Source organism: Marinagarivorans sp. (genome assembly GCF_982758155.1).
In genome coordinates this window covers 1-16,942 of sequence record NZ_CEXWTU010000095.1, presented here as the reverse complement: position 1 = coordinate 16,942, position 16,942 = coordinate 1, and the positions used below count along the sequence as shown (strand labels likewise).

The window sequence follows — 16,942 nt, the reverse complement described above, 5'->3', positions numbered from 1 at the left end:
GGAAAAAATACTTTATCCAATAATACTTGCCTCCTACTTCCTCAACTGCGTTGCCTAAAAGCGTTACATGCCCCGGCATGCGCCCCTTCGAGCGCCTTGCTGAGAAAACAAGCGCCTTCGTCTAATTGGACAAACTATTATTGCCTCGCCCCTAAGGCAAGCGTGCACCCAGGAATTAAAAAGCGGGAAGTTATTTTATGCACGCCCCTAAGTAAAAGCGTAAATGGCCGTCACTGTGCTACCACCATCCGAATAATCAAGTGAATCACAAAAAGTTTCGAGCAACGATAAACCTCGGCCATAGCTCGCGTCACTATCCACCTCCAGCTCAGCGTGTGCGGCAACATCAAAGCCATCTCCGCTATCGGTAATAATTATTTTTAATTTATTAGGTTCCGAACAATCACTTGCGCCACGAATATATTGCATTTGAATAACAATATATTCATCACGGATATCGTTTAACCGCTGCCCCCGCAAACGGTAGTATTCATCAAAACCGTCTGGAGTCTCTTTCAGCAACGAAGACAACTTAAGCACACCATGCTCCAACGCGTTGGAGTAGAGCTCGCTAATGATGGTGAAAATTTTATCCTGATGCAGCTCAACACCTTGAATTGTTCCTAAAAACTTTCCAACCTGAAGCACGATATCGCTGGACCGCAAATCATCGGCTGCCAGTCGCATATTAAGCTGCCAAGGAAAACTTTTGGCATTACGATAATCCGCCCCTACATCAATCACCTTTTTCGTTGACGAGGAGCGATGAATAACCGGCGAACACAAGATTTCAACAGCAGTTACGTCATCGGCTTGCTCGCAACCTTGTGTAAACTGACGAACCGCGCCAACTAAAGCATCAATAACCGATCCACCCGCACTGACAATAGTATCAATCCTATCCAACCCAAATTCATCACCCTCAAGATTTCTGGACTCATTAATGCCATCCGTGAAAATATATAAAGCTGTATCCCTAGGTAAAGTCACAAGTTCAATACGATCATCAAACTCATCTTCTTCCATGACACCCAATGGCATATGCAAAGACTGCAACTTGACTAAGTCATGGTCACCCGGCAGTCGGCATACAATATCGTTCATGCCGCCCATCCAGAACTGAATCTGCTTACCGTCCGGTTCAATGTATAAAAGTGCAGCACAAAAAAACATCCCCTGGGGCAATAGTCGCATTAATCTACGATTAAGTACCCGCGCAATACTTCCCACACTTTCCTGCCGGGATGCACAATCATAAAAAATACTGGAAACTGGAAGCGAACCAACAGCCGCCGACAAGCCATGCCCGGTAAAGTCACCAATTAATAAATAAGCACCGCCCGCCGGTGACGGCGCAGAAATAAGTAAATCACCATTAAAAAGAGATGCCGGGGAGGTGTAACCAGAAATATTATCGCAAGTTGTCTCTTTAATATTCACATCGTTCGAGAAAATATGCTCAACAACACGATGCTCTCGATCCATTAATCGTTTGTGATACTCCAGCTCTTCATTAACGCTTCTTAAGCTGTTATACATATCTTGATTGCGCGCATGCGCCTTTAGCTTTGACAGCAAAATACCTTCATTAATTGGCTTCGGTACAAAATCATCACCACCAGCGTCCAAACATTGAACCAAGACATCTGGATTATCGAGCGCAGTAACAAAAATTATTGTCACAAATCGATCCGGAGATGTTTCTTTAATTGTTTTAGCCGATTCGACACCGTCCATCACCGGCATATTAACATCCATCAAAATCAACTGAATATCTTCATCAGCCGCGAATGCTTCACAAGCAAGCAATCCGTTTTCTGCCTCAATACACTCATGGCCTTCATCTTCCAAAATGAAGACTAACAACTCGCGATTATAAGCATGGTCATCGACTATCAATATTTTCATACACGCCCTGCTGTCATGGAATAGCTCAGAAGAAAGTTATCGACCTGAGCTACTCGATAACAAAACGCTGATCGAAACGAGAAATCGTTAAAATCTTTCGAATCTGCTCATTCACAGAAACAATTTTAATTGTGGCATTAGATGGCTTAAAATAATTCTTTACATTAAGCAGCATTCCCAGTGCGGAGCTATCCATATAGCGCGTATGAGTAAAATCTATACTGACCTCTTTACTTGAGTCCAAAGAAACACCCTCATAACAAGCGCGAAATTCCTCAACCCGCTTAAAGTCAAAAACATCATCCAATACGATAATGAACCTTCCATTTTCACGCTCTTCAACCATCATAATATTTACCGTCCACAACCATTAGGTTAATTCAATTAACTTTAATACAGCTCAATATCACCGCCCGCTGCGACACTTTGATTAAGCCCTTGAATATCAATCTCTGGAATTTTTTCTAAATCAGTAATACATTTTCGACTAATAGTATCGATAGCCTCTGACTGAGAAAAGTGCTTCTCAAGCACATCAACGAGAGCTGACGTAGCCTGACTAACATGTTCTAACTGGTTAACCATTTGGGAGACGCGATCCGAGGCCTGTAGTGCCACAACTGCACGCACAACCTCCTGCGACATAGACTCTCCTAGCTCAGCACCCTTGCTCACACTGGCCGCAATATTAGAATTTAGTTGCTCTAACTCACCCAGCATTCGATCCAGATAATCTTTACCATTTAGCGCCAAGCTCATATCCATTGAAGCAATTTGGCTCACCGAATTTTGTGCACTGCCAATCGTTTCTTTCGCGCTTTGCGCTCTTTCTCTAATTTGGTCGCTCAGCCGATTCGAGTCCTGAGACAACTTTCTCACCTCATCGGCAACAACAGCAAAGCCCCTTCCCGCCTCACCCGCTCGAGCGGCCTCAATGGCGGCATTTAATGCCAATAAATTTGTTTGGTCTGCGATGCCTCGGATTTGAGCAATGAGATCGAACATGCTATCAAACTGCTTAATCATGTCCTGTATGCTATGCACTGCTTGAATACTTTTATCACTGACATCAACAAACAAGGAGACATACCCATCCAAAACAGAACCAACTTCGTTAGCGAAGTGCTGCAGGCTTACCGTATTTTCTGAGTCAGACTGATTATCATTCGATAAACTTTGAGCTACATCACTCAATATTTGACGCTCAGCCGCCGCTTTTTCACTAAGGCCGTTAAAGCTTTGATGCAAAGACATAGAAGAGCTTTCTAGCGCCGATGCGATATCAACACGAAGCGTATCAACACAACTAATCCCCTGATGTAAGCGAGCACCTAGTTGCTTCCCAAGCTGCTCGAGGTCGGAAGTGTGACCCACAGGATCTAACTCTTCAGGTGCGCGATTATCAGGCGGCAGCAAAACACCCCATAACGCAACAACGACCATGACAAGCAAGCCTAGCCAAACTATAACCATTGAAAAAGAGTAAGCCGCCGCGAAGCCTACGCCCAGCGCAGTAACAATAATTACTATAGCTAACAAAACTTGACGATATTGACCCATACGGGCTCCCTAACACTCAAACACAGTGGCCTTTGGCGCCAACAATCAAATTATGGCGAAAAGGTCATCTAATGAGCCACACAAATCACCAACAACTGGAGATAGCTTGTAGCTACAACTTATCTAAGGTTAGTCATGGAAATAGAAGGTTGCCAACAATAAGGGGCGAGGTAATAAGAGATTGTCCAATTAGGCGTAGGGTTCTGCTTTCTCATCGAGGCGCTTAAAGGGGCGCATGCCGAAGCATGCAACGCCTTGAGTAACGAAAAAGGGGAAATAGAAAACCAGCATTAGTGGGTAATGTATTATTCCCTCGCCCCTAAGCTAATCTGTTGGCACAAGAAGACTACACGAGGGGACGAATACCGATGGCATGCTTCACATCAGCAAGCAGTGCACGACTGTGCGCCCGCGCCTTCTCGGCTCCCGCTTGCAGCGCCTGCTCAATATCTTGAGGATTAGCCATTAAAGCTTCATATTTTTCTCTTGCAGGCGCCACCTGACTCTCAATTAACGCCCCCAATTGCTTTTTAGCTTCACCCCAAGCAATACCACCCTCAAAAGCAGCTCGCATTTCAAGTGTTTGCTCTTCAGAAGCAAAAGCCTGCCATATTTGAAAAACGGTTGAGGTTTCTGGATCTTTGGGTTCGCCAGGCTCTAGCAAATTGGTCTTTATTTTATTGATGCTTTTTTGCATCTTTTTGGGCGGCAAAAATAACGGAATAGTATTGCCATAACTTTTACTCATTTTTCTGCCGTCCAACCCCTGCAGTACAGCAACGCTATCGTCCACGACAGCCTCAGGCAGAACGAACACTTCACCAAAATGGTGATTAAAGCGCTGAGCAATATCCCTAGCCATTTCCACATGCTGAATTTGATCTTTACCAACAGGGACCTTATGCGCCCCAAACATGAGTATGTCAGCTGCCATTAATACCGGATAACCATAGAGCCCCATGGTGACACCAAAGTCGGCATCCTGATTCTCTTCAGCATTTGCCGCGACTGCCGCTTTATATGCGTGGGCGCGGTTCATCAAACCTTTAGCAGCCATGCAATTGAGAACCCAACACAACTCCGAGATTTCAGGCACATCTGACTGACGATAAAAAACGGTTCGGTTAACATCTAAACCTAGAGCCATCCAAGTCGCAGCGATTTCCTGTGTTGATGTTTGAATTTTTTCGGGCTCATGGCATTTAATCAGTGCGTGCAAATCGGCTAGAAATAAAAAACTTTCTGTATTCTCCTGCAAGCTAGACGTAATCGCAGGCCTAATGGCGCCCACATAATTCCCCAAATGCGGCGTACCGGTTGTTGTAATTCCGGTTAAAACACGTTCAATCATACTGCACCCAATATTATTTCTATTTATCGTTTAAAAAAGCGGTAAGCAAGCGAAAAAGCATTTCAGGATCTTTTGAGCCCGCCAATTCGCGAATGGAATGCATAGCAAAGGTCGGTACGCCAATATCGAGGGTTTCAATTCCTGTTATTGTTGCCGTAATAGGCCCAATAGTGCTGCCGCAACGCATATCCGCTCGAGTCACATAATCTTGTAAGGGAACAGAGGCATCACGAGCCAATACCCTTACACGAGATGCCATAACTGACTGCGAAGCGTAGCTCTGATTTGCATCAAACTTAAGGACGGGACCGTCATTCAATTTAGGGCCATGATTGCCATCATGCTTATTAATAAAATTGGGATGCACGCCGTGGGCATTATCCACGCTCATCATCATAGATTGCGCTTCCACACGATGACGCTCCTGAGTATCCGGCAATAATCGATCAAGCACACCGGTTAAAAAGTTACCCGCCGCACCCGCTGTTGAGCGACTACCCACTTCCTCATGGTCATTCAATACCACTAAACTCGTAACGCCATCATCACTTGCCAACAAACTCTGCAATGTCACAAAGCAGCTTAATAAGTTATCCAGCCTGGCACATGCCAAAAACTCATTAGCCACGCCAAGCATTGCGCCGGATTGCACATCATAAAAACTCAAATCAAAATCAAGCACCTCACTCACAGATAAACCCTGCACAGTGAAATGTGAAACAAGCCAATCTCTAAAAGTTTCGTCTTTGCTTTGACCGGTCTGCCACAAAATAGGCAACATCTGTTCCTGTGGATTAATTGTGCGATCGTTATTAGCATTGCGATCTAAATGAATAGCCAAGCTGGGTATAGTCGCTATTGGGCGCTTTAGATCAATAAGGTGATGCTCTAGTACCTTATTGCCATTCAACAAGCTAACCTGTCCAGCAATAGATAAGTCACGGTCAAACCAAGGCGCCAACAATACACCGCCGTAAACCTCTACCCCCACTTGATGGTAACTTTGTTTGGTCACATCAGGTTTGGACTTTACTTTTAAGCACGGACTATCGGTATGTGCACCAAGAATACGCACCCCGGTCTCCAGCATGGGAGCCGAGCCGTATTTAAAAGCAATTAAAGAGCTATCACGCCGAGTAACGTAATACTTCCCCCCAGGTGTTAACGCCCATTCATCCAGCTCTTTTAAAGGCTGGTAACCCGCCTCAACCAGCAACTGCACCGCATTTACCACAGCATGGAAAGGTGTTGGTGACTGAGAGATATAATCCAACATTTGCGTATTAAAATGCGTCATCAATAAAGCCTATTAACTATGCGAAGGAAATGAACAATAAAAAACAGCCTAAAACTAGACGGTAAATCACAAACGGAAGCATTCCCAAGCGATTAATAAACGCGAGGAAAAAATAAATGCAGGCATACGCACTAACCGCAGAAACAAGGGTTCCGACAAGAAGTGCATTCCAATCAACCACCTCAGCCTCAAGCAACTCTAAGCTCATTAAGCCAGCACTTAAAACTATAATAGGAATCGACATTAAAAAGGAAAAGCGTGCGGAATCTTGTCGTGAGAATCCAAGTAGTAGTGCTGCTGTAATTGTTATACCGCTACGTGAAGTCCCTGGAATAAGCGCTAAAGCTTGTGCACAGCCTATAATCACCGCAGCCGCCAATGTTAGTTGCACGAGCGTTTTGGCACCCTCATTCCTTGCATCAGCGACCCATAATAAGAGCCCAAACACGAGTGTCGTAGTCGCGATGACCATTGTCGAGCGTAAATTAATTTCGATAAACTCTTTAAACAACAATCCCGCCAACCCAGCAGGAATTGTAGCCGCAATAATAAACCACGCCAACCGAGTGTGTTCGTCTGCCGCACGCCCAGTAAACTGGCCAAACCAAGCTACCACTAGCGCCACAATATCTTTTCGAAAATAAGCGACTACTGCCATCAAGGTCCCTAAATGCACAGCTACATCAAAAGCTAACCCCTGATCTGGCCAACCTAAAATTTGACTGGGTAGAATTAAGTGGGCCGAGCTTGAAACGGGCAAAAACTCCGTAATACCTTGAATTAGTGCGAGTAAAATTGTTTGAATAATATCCATACTGACATCCACAAAATAAAATTTAAGTACTACGCGCGAATTCTGGTCCGCTTATTCCAAGCAATTGAGTTTCTACAATAGCAAAGGTCAACAAGCTGAGGATCAACACGGAAAGAAGGGTCGAGCTTTGCGGCTAGCTCCGCAATATGACCGGCATCAACTTGAGCAGAAGTTGATTGATGAGCTGGCAATGAAGAAAGAGCCGTACGAGCAAACTTGATGCTACTCCAAGCGTCGCCCACCGATACAAAATTATGTGCCGATGGCAAAGAAGCCAGCGCAGAGAACAGCGACTCTTCAGAGCCTAATACAGCTTCGTATTGCCCATCAATTGGTTCGCCTTTTTCATTAAATGCCCCCCAATAGACTTCATTCATTCTCGCATCCATCATCGGGATAACAAGGCTCCCCGACGGGGCACGGGCGGAAAAAGCTAAAGCAGACAAAGAGTTTATGGGTATGATTTTTTTATCGGCAGAAAAAGCCAAACCTTGCGCCACACTCAGCGCAATACGAAGCCCAGTAAAAGAACCCGGCCCCACCGCACACGCAATAACATCGACATCGTTTATTGAACACCCAGCCCCGTCCAGCAAAGTTTGCGTGAAAGGCAGCAAATACGCAGCGTGCGCTCTGGCTTTTTCACTCTTCAATATTTTAACTTCCGTTGAGGATAGCCTCAATGAAACGGAGCAAGCATCTGCACTTGCCTCAAAGGCGAGAATTACACTCATTGCTAGATCTCAAAAGGCGCCATTGTAGCGCCTTTAAATGGCACGCACAAAAAAGCCCGCTATAAAGCGGGCTTTTTTGTGCTACAAGGCCGAATTACTCGGCGCTTGGCGCTTCTGAAGCTTGAGCTTCCACAGCTGGAGCAGGTGCTGCTGCAGCTTTAGGTGGACGACCACGACGCTTAACCGCACCGCCAGCAGCTGGAGCAGAAGCTACTGCAGCCTTGGGTGGACGACCGCGACGCTTAACTTCGCCACCAGCAGCAGGCGCTGCTTTTTTAACGGTAGCTTTTGCAGGCTTAGCTTTTGCAGGTGCTTTTACCACTGCTTTTGTACCAGCAGCTTTTGATGCAGCAGCAAGCTTCGCTTTAGCTTTTGAAGAAGCAGTCTTAAGCTTCTTCTCATCGGCAGCAGAACGAACTTTCTGCCACTTCTTAGTGAACGCCGCAACAGCTTTCTCTAAATCAGCAGCCGCCGCTTCAGACACTTTAGCTTCAAGAGCCTCTAAGCGAGCCGCTTCAGCAGTTTGTACTTCTTCAAGCTTTGCAACACGCTTAGCTGAAACAATTTCTTGCTTAACAGTAGCAAGCTCTACACGTGCAGCTTTTGCAATAGCCGCTAAAGGAGCAACTTTTGACTTTGCAGTTGCAGCAGTGCGTTTCGCAGCAACAGTTTTAGTTTTTGCTGCTTTCTCAGCTGCAGCTGCAGCTTTATCACGAGCAGCAGAAAGTTTCTCTGCAACTTTAGATAACGCTGCTTCTGCTTTTACTAACGCTGCTTCTGCTTTCGCAACAACAGGGCTAGCAACTGCAACTACAGCTTCTTTTGCAGGACGACCAGCTTTTTTAGCAGGACGGCCAGCTTTTGCTTTTACTGCAGTCGTTTTTGCTTTCGCAGGACGACCACGTTTTTTTGCTACATTCGCCATTTTTGTTTCTCCTCTCTCGAAATAGGGTGCACCTCTTCGAAACCATAGCAGAAAATTTCAAACACAAGGCGCACGACGCGGATATTATTTTAAAAAATGATCATTTGCACGCCCTTTTTAACTTAAACGTCTTTAAAGAGTGTTTTTTTGATTATTTTCGAATAAAACATGAGAAACATTCTGTTATTTTAAATTTTCATCCAGAAAATACTCATACGCAGGAAAAAACCAAACACGTCAAAAACTCGGAAATACATTAATCGAGACGAAAAAAAAGCAGGCAACGCCTGCTTTTTTGAGAAAATGAAACGCTACTTAAGTGCTTCAATAAGATTTTGTTTTATACCTTCCAGTGAGCCAACACCCTGAATCTGAGTATATTTCAAGGAGTCACTCTCAAGAGCTTTGTAAAAAGAAACCAAAGGCTCCGTTTGATCATGATAAACCGTCAAGCGCTTACGCACAGTTTCTTCTTTATCATCCTCGCGCTGAATTAAGTTTTCACCCGTTTCATCATCAACACCACTAACCTTTGGGGGATTGTGCTGTACATGATAAATACGACCCGTTGACTCATGAACACGCCGCCCACTTAATCGAGCAACAATCTCCTCATCTTCAACATGAATTTCTATGACATGATCGATTTCAACACCCGCTGCAAGCAAGGCTTCCGCCTGAGGGATAGTTCGAGGAAAACCATCCAGCATGAAACCTTTTTCACAATCCGCTTGTGCTATACGCTCTTTAACCAAACCAATAATGAGCTCATCCGAGACAAGACTCCCAGAATCCATAACTTCCTTAACCTCTAAACCTAAAGGTGTGCCTGCTTTAACCGCAGCACGAAGCATGTCACCGGTCGATATTTGTGGAATAGAAAAAGCTTCCATCATGAATTTTGCCTGTGTGCCCTTACCTGCACCAGGTGCGCCCAAGAGAATGATACGCATAGTGAAAACTCCTCAATTAAATCCCATAGCGGGAAAATATTATGCTAAATGTGTAATAAACGCGCGTAAGATACACCGCAGACACGTGATTCTCAAGCTGGCGCCTTGACGCCAAGGCTTAATAAAAGTGCAGAACGCGGAAGCATTAACTCTTGCGCAGCTGAACTTTGGCTTGCTCCCACAGCGCGTCTAGCTCTTTTTCTTCAAGGTCTTTTAAATTGGCCCCTTGCGCCAACCTTGTAACAACATCTATTCGCTGCGCGAATTTTGCATTTGCGCTACGTAAAAGCGATTCGGGCTCCCGCTTTAAATATCTTGCGACATTGACAACCGTAAAGAGTAAATCACCTAATTCCTCCGTGATTGCCTCTGCCGATTCAGAATCAATTGCATCCTGTAACTCAGCAATCTCTTCAGACAACTTACCCAATAACGGAGGCAAAGTATTCCAATCAAAACCCGCGCTCGCTGCACGCTTTTGAATTTTATATGCACGAGTGAGCGCAGGCATTCCTAGCGGAATATCAGCAAGTAGCGCAGTCAATCCTTTTTCTTGTCGCTCCTGTGCCTTCAGAGCCTCCCACTGTGCCTTAACATCAACGCTGACCTCGACTTCCTTGCGAACAGAACTTAATTTACCCTCTGGGAAAACATGTGGATGCCGCCTAATTAATTTTGCGGTTAGCCCATCAACAACATCATCCCAAGTAAAACCCCCCTCCTCATCAGCCAGCTGGCTATAAAAGATAATTTGAAAAAGTAGATCGCCCAGCTCCTCCCTAACCTGCCCTCGATCTCCATGTTCGATAGCGTCAACCACTTCATAAGCCTCTTCTATTGTTGAGGCCGTTATCGATTTAAAGTTTTGCTTAATATCCCAAGGACAACCGGTCTCTGGGTCTCTAAGTCGTCGCATTAAATAGCGCAAGTCATTTAATGTATACAATGTAGTCATTACCACCTCAAGAAGTCAGTTCAATAAGATTCAAAGGCATTACGCACTCTGCCTTCGGCGAACCGACGTGATGTTGGGCATTTGACTCAGCTTTGCGAGTAATCGACTCAAAACCGTAAAGCTAGCAATCTCAACATTCAAACTCATCTCTACAGTACTGGCGTTCTTATCAGAGAGCGTTTGCATTGCACTGACATTTACCCGCTCACGATCAAGCAACGTCGTAATGTCACGCAATAAACCATGACGATCGAATGCTTCTACGATAATCTCCACAGAATACATTTGCTCAGGCTTTTCGGCCCAGTCGACCTTAATGATTTTTTGTGGTTCATCCTCAGCATGCTGTAGCACGTTATTACAGTCTTGACGATGTATAGATACACCGCGCCCCTGAGTAATAAAACCAGAAATACGATCCCCCGGGATTGGGCGACAGCACTGAGCAATATAAGACAGTAAATTACCCACACCATCAATATACACATCGCCGCCATCGAATTGATCTTCTCGACTTGCACGGCCTACTAATGAAATTGCCGGAGATTGATTTTTATCCGAACTGAATAATCGCTGTGCCGACTGAATCACTCGATCAACAGTAAGATCACCCGTACCTACCGCAGCATAGAGATCGTCCAACGTTTGTAAGTTTAATTTACGTGCTAGGCGCTCATAATCTATGTTATCAACGGCCAAACGGAGAAACTCGCGATCCAATAGCGCGCGACCATAATCAACATTAAGCTCACGATCCTGCTCACGAAACCAAGTTTGTAAACGGCTTCTAGCACGCGAAGTCGTAATGTAGCCCAAAGAAGCATTTAACCAATCACGACTTGGCGATTCACGGTTTCCCGTTAAAATTTCAACTTGATCTGCATTTTTGAGCGCACGGTTCAACGGTATAATTCGTCCATTAACTTTCGCGCCCTTGCAATGGATACCAATATCGGAATGAATGCGGAAAGCAAAATCTAGTGGCGTTGCACATTCAGGCAAATCAATAACGTGGCCTTCGGGCGTAAAGACATATATCCGATCTTGGTCGATGCCAACAGGCAAGCTATCTTCAAGCGGCCCACCACCAACCTCATCATGCCACTCAAGCACCTCGCGCAGCCATGCAATTTTTTGCTCATAACCAGCCGACGTATCGCCCTTATCAGAGCTTTTATAGCGCCAATGGGCACAGACGCCAAACTCAGCTTCTTCATGCATTTTTTCTGTACGAATTTGTATTTCTAATACACGATTAGCCGGCCCTTTTACCGCAGTGTGTAACGAACGGTAACCATTCTCTTTTGCGTTGGCGATATAATCATCAAATTCATTAGGAATGTTATGCCACAACGAATGCACAATTCCCAAAACGCGATAGCAGTCTTGCTCAGTATCAACCAAAATACGGACCGCACGAATATCGTAAACTTCGGAAAAGCTAATTTCTTTGCGCCGCATTTTTCGCCAAATGCTGTAAATATGCTTTGCTCTTCCACTGATTTCCGCAATCCGAATATGCTCTTTTTCGAGCGCGCTCTTTAATATAGCCAGAACACCATCAATGTAGGTCTGGCGATCTAGTCGCCGCTCATCCAATAATTTTGCAATGTACTTATAATCATAGGGCTGCAAATAGCGAAACGAAACATCTTCAAGCTCCCATTTAATATGACCAATGCCCAATCGGTGAGCGAGCGGCGCATAAATATCCGCAACTTCACGTGCAACACGCTGGCGTTTTTCAATGGGGGCATTTTTTACGGCTCGGATTGCGCTAGTTCTTTCCGCCAGTTTAATAAGCGCTACACGAACATCATCAACCATCGCCACAAGCATTTTTCGGACATTATCAGCGTGTTCCGCGGCCCCTTGGCCGAATACTTTTTCACCGCTTTTATTCGAAAGACTGCTAATGGCGGCCATTTTTCGAACACCATCAATTAAAGCCGCAATAGTGGAACTGAAACTATCTTCTATTGCGCCCAAACTAACTTTGTTCTCACGGACACTGCGGTATAAAATTGCCGCTGAGAGCGTTTCTTCATCTAACTGCATTTCAGCTAAAATTTCGGCCATTTCTAGGCCGGCACTGAACGTACTGTAGCCCGCGCCCCAGCCGGTTAACTGATCACCCGGCTCAGACTCTAACTGCTCCGCCAGTAAACAGGAACGCGTTAACACCTCCGCACTTTTAGCATCTATATCAGCTAGGCCGGCAATACGACTAACCCATACAGGTATATTCAGAGAACCATTTTCTAAGACGGGATGATCTTCACGAACTTTAACCATGAGAACTCAATTTATACTTAATTAAAAAGGCCGGAGGACAAATATCGATCCCCTCGATCACAAATAATAGCAACAATGACTGCATTTTCGACAGACTGGCTTAACGCCAAAGCTGCTGCGACAGCTCCACCAGAAGACACACCACAAAAAATGCCCTCTTGCGCAGCAAGGTCACGCATGGTTTGCTCCGCTTTTTCCTGCCCCATGGAAACGACACTATCAATATTTTTATTATCAAAAATAGACGGTAAGTACTCTTTTGGCCACTTCCTAATACCAGGGATGGTAGCACCGGGCTCAGGTTGTAACCCAACGATTTGAATTTTTGGGTTTTTTTCTTTCAAATAGCGAGACGTACCCACGATTGTGCCCGTGGTGCCCATTGAGCTCACGAAATGGGTAATGCGTGCGTTGGTCTGATGCCAAATTTCTGGCCCAGTTCCACAATAATGCGCCAAAGGATTATCTATATTCGCAAATTGGTTTAGTACTTTGCCTTCACCTCGCCCCTCCATGGCTAGCGCAAGATCACGCGCACCTTCCATCCCTTCTTCTTTTGTCACCAGTATTAAGTTTGCACCATAAGCCATCATGGAAGCCTTGCGCTCTTCGGTACTATTTTCAGGCATTATTAAGGTTATTCTGTATCCTTTTATCGCAGCGACCATGGCTAACGCAATGCCGGTATTACCACTGGTTGCTTCAATTAAGGTGTCTCCTGACTTAATATCGCCACGCTTTTCGGCCCCCGAAATCATTGAATGCGCAGCCCTATCTTTTACCGAACCCGCGGGGTTATTTCCCTCAAGCTTGACTAAAACAACATTGCTTGTTTCACCCGGTAAGCGCTGCAAACGAACGAGAGGAGTGTTGCCGATAAAAGACTCGATAGTCGGGAATTTATTTTCATCCATAGCTTTTATACTGAAACTCATCACTAAAACCTCTTCAATTACAGATTTAACAACGCTTAATATCATTCTCAATCAACGTACAGGTAAATACATACGAGTTGATTTATGTGATCCAAACAACAAAACATGCACGGGTAGGACTATTCAGAAGGGCGCGCATTCTACCCTGCCCCCTCCGATATAGAAAGCAAGGCGCTGCCCCTAAAGTACAAACAAAGAGCTGTGCAATTCGTACAACTCTTTGTTTGTACTTTCACACACCGGCGCTTTTCGGTAACCTGTCGTATTAATTGCATTTCAATACCGGCATTAGCGCAAACCAAACAAAAAATCACACTCAAAACATACATTTCGCCAGCACCCAAAATGCACAACAGCCCTTTTTACGCCAACCTCCTGATGCAAGGACACCACATTGCTATCCTCCCCTATAAAATGGGATGCAAACGGCAAGCCCGTTCTCATTCTAATTGTCGCCCCTATATTTATCACCTGCGCACTGTGTGTTGCGACTTTTGTTTTACTCCACAACACCCACAGAGAAAACTTAAATGCCGCAAGCCATGACTTTTTAACTAAATACTTCGAAAAGAGTTTGCCCTCCCATGCTTCACCAGCAAGCATAGTCGAATGGTTTGAAGCACACGCCAGCATCGCGCTACACACGGGGCACTACGAACAATTTAGACTCCTCAATAGCACCCTCCATACAATCACCCATGTAGGTCTCCCGGCGACTGAGCATGATTTTGGCTGGATAAAATCAGGAGCAAAGAATCAACACAAACACGGAAACCACGCTTACATTGCCTTCCCGAATAAGCAACCTGACGGCACGCTTTACTGGATCGTAGCAACTATTAATAATACGCCGACGTCTCTTTTGTTTTTCCAGACTTTACTTTGGGGCATAGTCTGTACTTGTATTGCAGGCATTACCATCGCCTGGCTAGCCATTCGCTGCCACAAACAATTAATCACACCTATTACACGCCTTACGCTAGAGCTAAAACAAGGCATGCTCGACAACTTTGATGCCGGACTCACTATCCCTCAAAACAACATCTATGCAAACCTTACCCATGCAGTCCAGCAACTATCAGACATAAATAAAGGCCTCAAAGAAGGCACCCAGCAGTATATTGAGCAGGCCACCCAAGAACTTCGGGAATCGCTAGAAACGGTGGAAATTCAGAACATTGAACTTGATATAGCAAGAAAAAATGCACTACAAGCCTCCGCCGACAAATCAGAATTACTCGCCACAACCAGCCACGAGATACGCACACCCCTCAACGGGATTTTAGGCTTTACCAACCTGCTAATTAAAACCGCGCTAAGCGACCAGCAAAAAGACTACCTAGCAACAATTGAGCAATCGGCACAAGGCCTTCTTACCGTCATTAATGATGTGATTGACTTTTCACGGTTAGAATCCGGCACAATGACATTTGAATATAAACCCGTCAAAATTAAAGATGCTGTCGCCGAAATTTTACAAATTTATGCGCCCAGCGCCAACGAAAGCCAACTGCGCTTAATCCAATTGATCGAGCCAGCAATTCCACCCACGCTATTGGGCGACCCCCTACGCCTAAAGCAGGTACTCAACAACCTCATTCACTGCTTAGTAGGTATTGAATCTTCAGGCGACTTAATTGTTGAATGTACCATTCAACATAAGGCCGACAGTAAAATTGGTATTCAATTTAGCTTAAAAAACCCATCCGCACGACTCAATGCCAATCAACAAAAACAGTTACAACAAGCGTTAGCCAGCCAAGGCAGCCTGCCCGTTGGCGACGCAACAGGACTTGGCCTAACCATTGCCAAAGCACTAGCTGAGCGAATGCACGGCAATATCGCGGCAGATATCACCAGCGAAGGCATTACCTTCTTTTTCACCATTGAACTTGGCCAGATTGAAACCCAACGAGACCCGACAAACACACTCGATACGTCCAACATTCGCACCGTAGTCTGTGACAACAACCCATTCAGCCGACAAGAGATTGTTATCGACCTTAAGGCGTGGAATATAACGCCAACAATAGAAAGTAACCCCGACAAATTGATCACTGCAATTAGCGCCGCACGTGCAAACTTAGTGATTCTGGATTTCGCCACCGACGGACGCCGTTTCAACAAAACCCAACTCGAAAAGCACCTCCAAGCGCTTTATGCCATTCCAAAACTGCACGTAGTCATTATTGCCCCCTCAAACATCCGCCGCCAAATTGAAAGTGGCGCGCAATGGCATGACGCGCACTTTATTACACGCCCCATTACTGGCGGTGCTTTTGCTCAGCTTTTACGCCGCATTTCCGGCATTCCCGATGACGTCGAAATACTGGTAGAAAAACAACATCTCAAGATTCTAGTTGCCGATGACAACCCCGCAAACACTAAGCTCGCATGTGCTTTCCTACAGCAAAAAAATCACTCTATAAAGGCCGTAGCCAACGGTAAGCAAGCGCTCGATACTTATTTAGAAGATACGCCTGACATTATTTTCATGGATGTACAAATGCCTGAAATGGACGGATTACAAGCCACCACCGCTATCCGAGCCTATGAAGCTGAACACAAAACACCCCGCGTCCCCATCGTCGCACTAACCGCCAACGCACTACCTGAACAACGCGCAAAGATACTAATGTCTGGAATGGATGACTATCTGACCAAGCCCGTGAGCGACCACGATTTAAAACACGCACTACATCGCTGGATAGAAACACGCGCTAACAGCGTCCCACGCAACACCTTACCGAAGCCAACAAAGCCTGCCGATACACTTGAACACCCCGACCACGCAAAAACACCCGATACTACGACACCAAAAGCAACTGCTGTTGTTTTTAGTCTACAAAAAAGTCTTGATAGCACAAAAGGGAATACCCCCCTGGCATTGGATATGTTTTTAATGCTGACCAAAGAATTCGAAAACTTTAAAGAGGAGATAACGAGCGCCCTTGCGTCGCAGTCATTGGATCAACTGTCAACATCAATCCACAAGCTACGCGGAGGGCTTTCTTATTCGGGTTTCTTGATATTACAACAGCAATGCAATAAAACTGACGACGTGGTTTCGCAGTGCACAGAACTTTCAACGCAAGCACGGTCAGAGGTGAAGCAACTGCTCGTAGACTTAGAACAAGCACAAATATTTAGCGACGATATCGACGCAGAAATACTGTTTGAGGCATAAGGGCCGAGGAAAAAATACTTTATCCAAT

The 16,942-nt window shown here is 45.2% G+C and carries 13 protein-coding genes; 1 reads left to right on the top strand and 12 read right to left on the bottom strand.

Features of this window, described 5'->3' with window-relative positions:
• Positions 1-207: 207 nt before the first annotated feature.
• The 12 genes from AC3A8L_RS11640 to cysM form a co-directional block, all read right to left on the bottom strand.
• Positions 208-1,908 (bottom strand): ATP-binding SpoIIE family protein phosphatase, encoded by a 1,701-nt coding sequence (locus AC3A8L_RS11640; protein WP_487962429.1) that lies wholly within the window; start codon positions 1,906-1,908, stop codon positions 208-210.
• A gap of 49 nt (positions 1,909-1,957) precedes the next feature.
• Positions 1,958-2,257 (bottom strand): STAS domain-containing protein, encoded by a 300-nt coding sequence (locus AC3A8L_RS11635; RefSeq protein WP_487962428.1) that lies wholly within the window; start codon positions 2,255-2,257, stop codon positions 1,958-1,960.
• A 41-nt stretch (positions 2,258-2,298) separates the two neighbouring features.
• Positions 2,299-3,468 carry a methyl-accepting chemotaxis protein gene (locus AC3A8L_RS11630; protein ID WP_487962427.1) on the bottom strand — a complete coding sequence of 390 codons (1,170 nt, stop codon included), beginning with the start codon at positions 3,466-3,468 and terminating at the stop codon, positions 2,299-2,301.
• A gap of 346 nt (positions 3,469-3,814) precedes the next feature.
• Positions 3,815-4,819 carry a tryptophan--tRNA ligase gene (gene trpS, locus AC3A8L_RS11625; RefSeq protein ID WP_487962426.1) on the bottom strand — a complete coding sequence of 335 codons (1,005 nt, stop codon included), beginning with the start codon at positions 4,817-4,819 and terminating at the stop codon, positions 3,815-3,817.
• 19 nt (positions 4,820-4,838) lie between these two features.
• Positions 4,839-6,116 carry a M18 family aminopeptidase gene (locus tag AC3A8L_RS11620; RefSeq protein WP_487962425.1) on the bottom strand — a complete coding sequence of 426 codons (1,278 nt, stop codon included), beginning with the start codon at positions 6,114-6,116 and terminating at the stop codon, positions 4,839-4,841.
• A 16-nt stretch (positions 6,117-6,132) separates the two neighbouring features.
• A complete protein-coding gene (locus tag AC3A8L_RS11615) occupies positions 6,133-6,930 on the bottom strand; it encodes an undecaprenyl-diphosphate phosphatase (protein ID WP_487962424.1) in 798 nt (265 codons plus the stop codon).
• A 29-nt stretch (positions 6,931-6,959) separates the two neighbouring features.
• Positions 6,960-7,664: a tRNA (adenosine(37)-N6)-threonylcarbamoyltransferase complex dimerization subunit type 1 TsaB gene (tsaB, locus tag AC3A8L_RS11610; RefSeq protein ID WP_487962423.1), complete on the bottom strand. Its 705-nt coding sequence runs from the start codon at positions 7,662-7,664 to the stop codon at positions 6,960-6,962.
• A 94-nt stretch (positions 7,665-7,758) separates the two neighbouring features.
• Positions 7,759-8,589, bottom strand: coding sequence for a hypothetical protein (locus AC3A8L_RS11605; RefSeq protein WP_487962422.1), 831 nt, complete (start codon positions 8,587-8,589; stop codon positions 7,759-7,761).
• 311 nt (positions 8,590-8,900) lie between these two features.
• Positions 8,901-9,542 (bottom strand): adenylate kinase, encoded by a 642-nt coding sequence (gene adk / locus AC3A8L_RS11600; RefSeq protein WP_487962421.1) that lies wholly within the window; start codon positions 9,540-9,542, stop codon positions 8,901-8,903.
• A gap of 145 nt (positions 9,543-9,687) precedes the next feature.
• Positions 9,688-10,497: a nucleoside triphosphate pyrophosphohydrolase gene (gene mazG, locus AC3A8L_RS11595; RefSeq protein WP_487962420.1), complete on the bottom strand. Its 810-nt coding sequence runs from the start codon at positions 10,495-10,497 to the stop codon at positions 9,688-9,690.
• A gap of 39 nt (positions 10,498-10,536) precedes the next feature.
• Positions 10,537-12,792: a GTP diphosphokinase gene (relA, locus tag AC3A8L_RS11590; RefSeq protein WP_487962419.1), complete on the bottom strand. Its 2,256-nt coding sequence runs from the start codon at positions 12,790-12,792 to the stop codon at positions 10,537-10,539.
• 17 nt (positions 12,793-12,809) lie between these two features.
• Positions 12,810-13,727, bottom strand: a complete 918-nt coding sequence (cysM, locus tag AC3A8L_RS11585; protein ID WP_487962418.1) for a cysteine synthase CysM — start codon at positions 13,725-13,727, stop codon at positions 12,810-12,812.
• 394 nt (positions 13,728-14,121) lie between these two features.
• Between cysM and AC3A8L_RS11580 the strand changes: the two genes are divergently transcribed.
• Positions 14,122-16,914, top strand: coding sequence for a response regulator (locus AC3A8L_RS11580; RefSeq protein WP_487962417.1), 2,793 nt, complete (start codon positions 14,122-14,124; stop codon positions 16,912-16,914).
• Positions 16,915-16,942 lie beyond the last annotated feature (28 nt).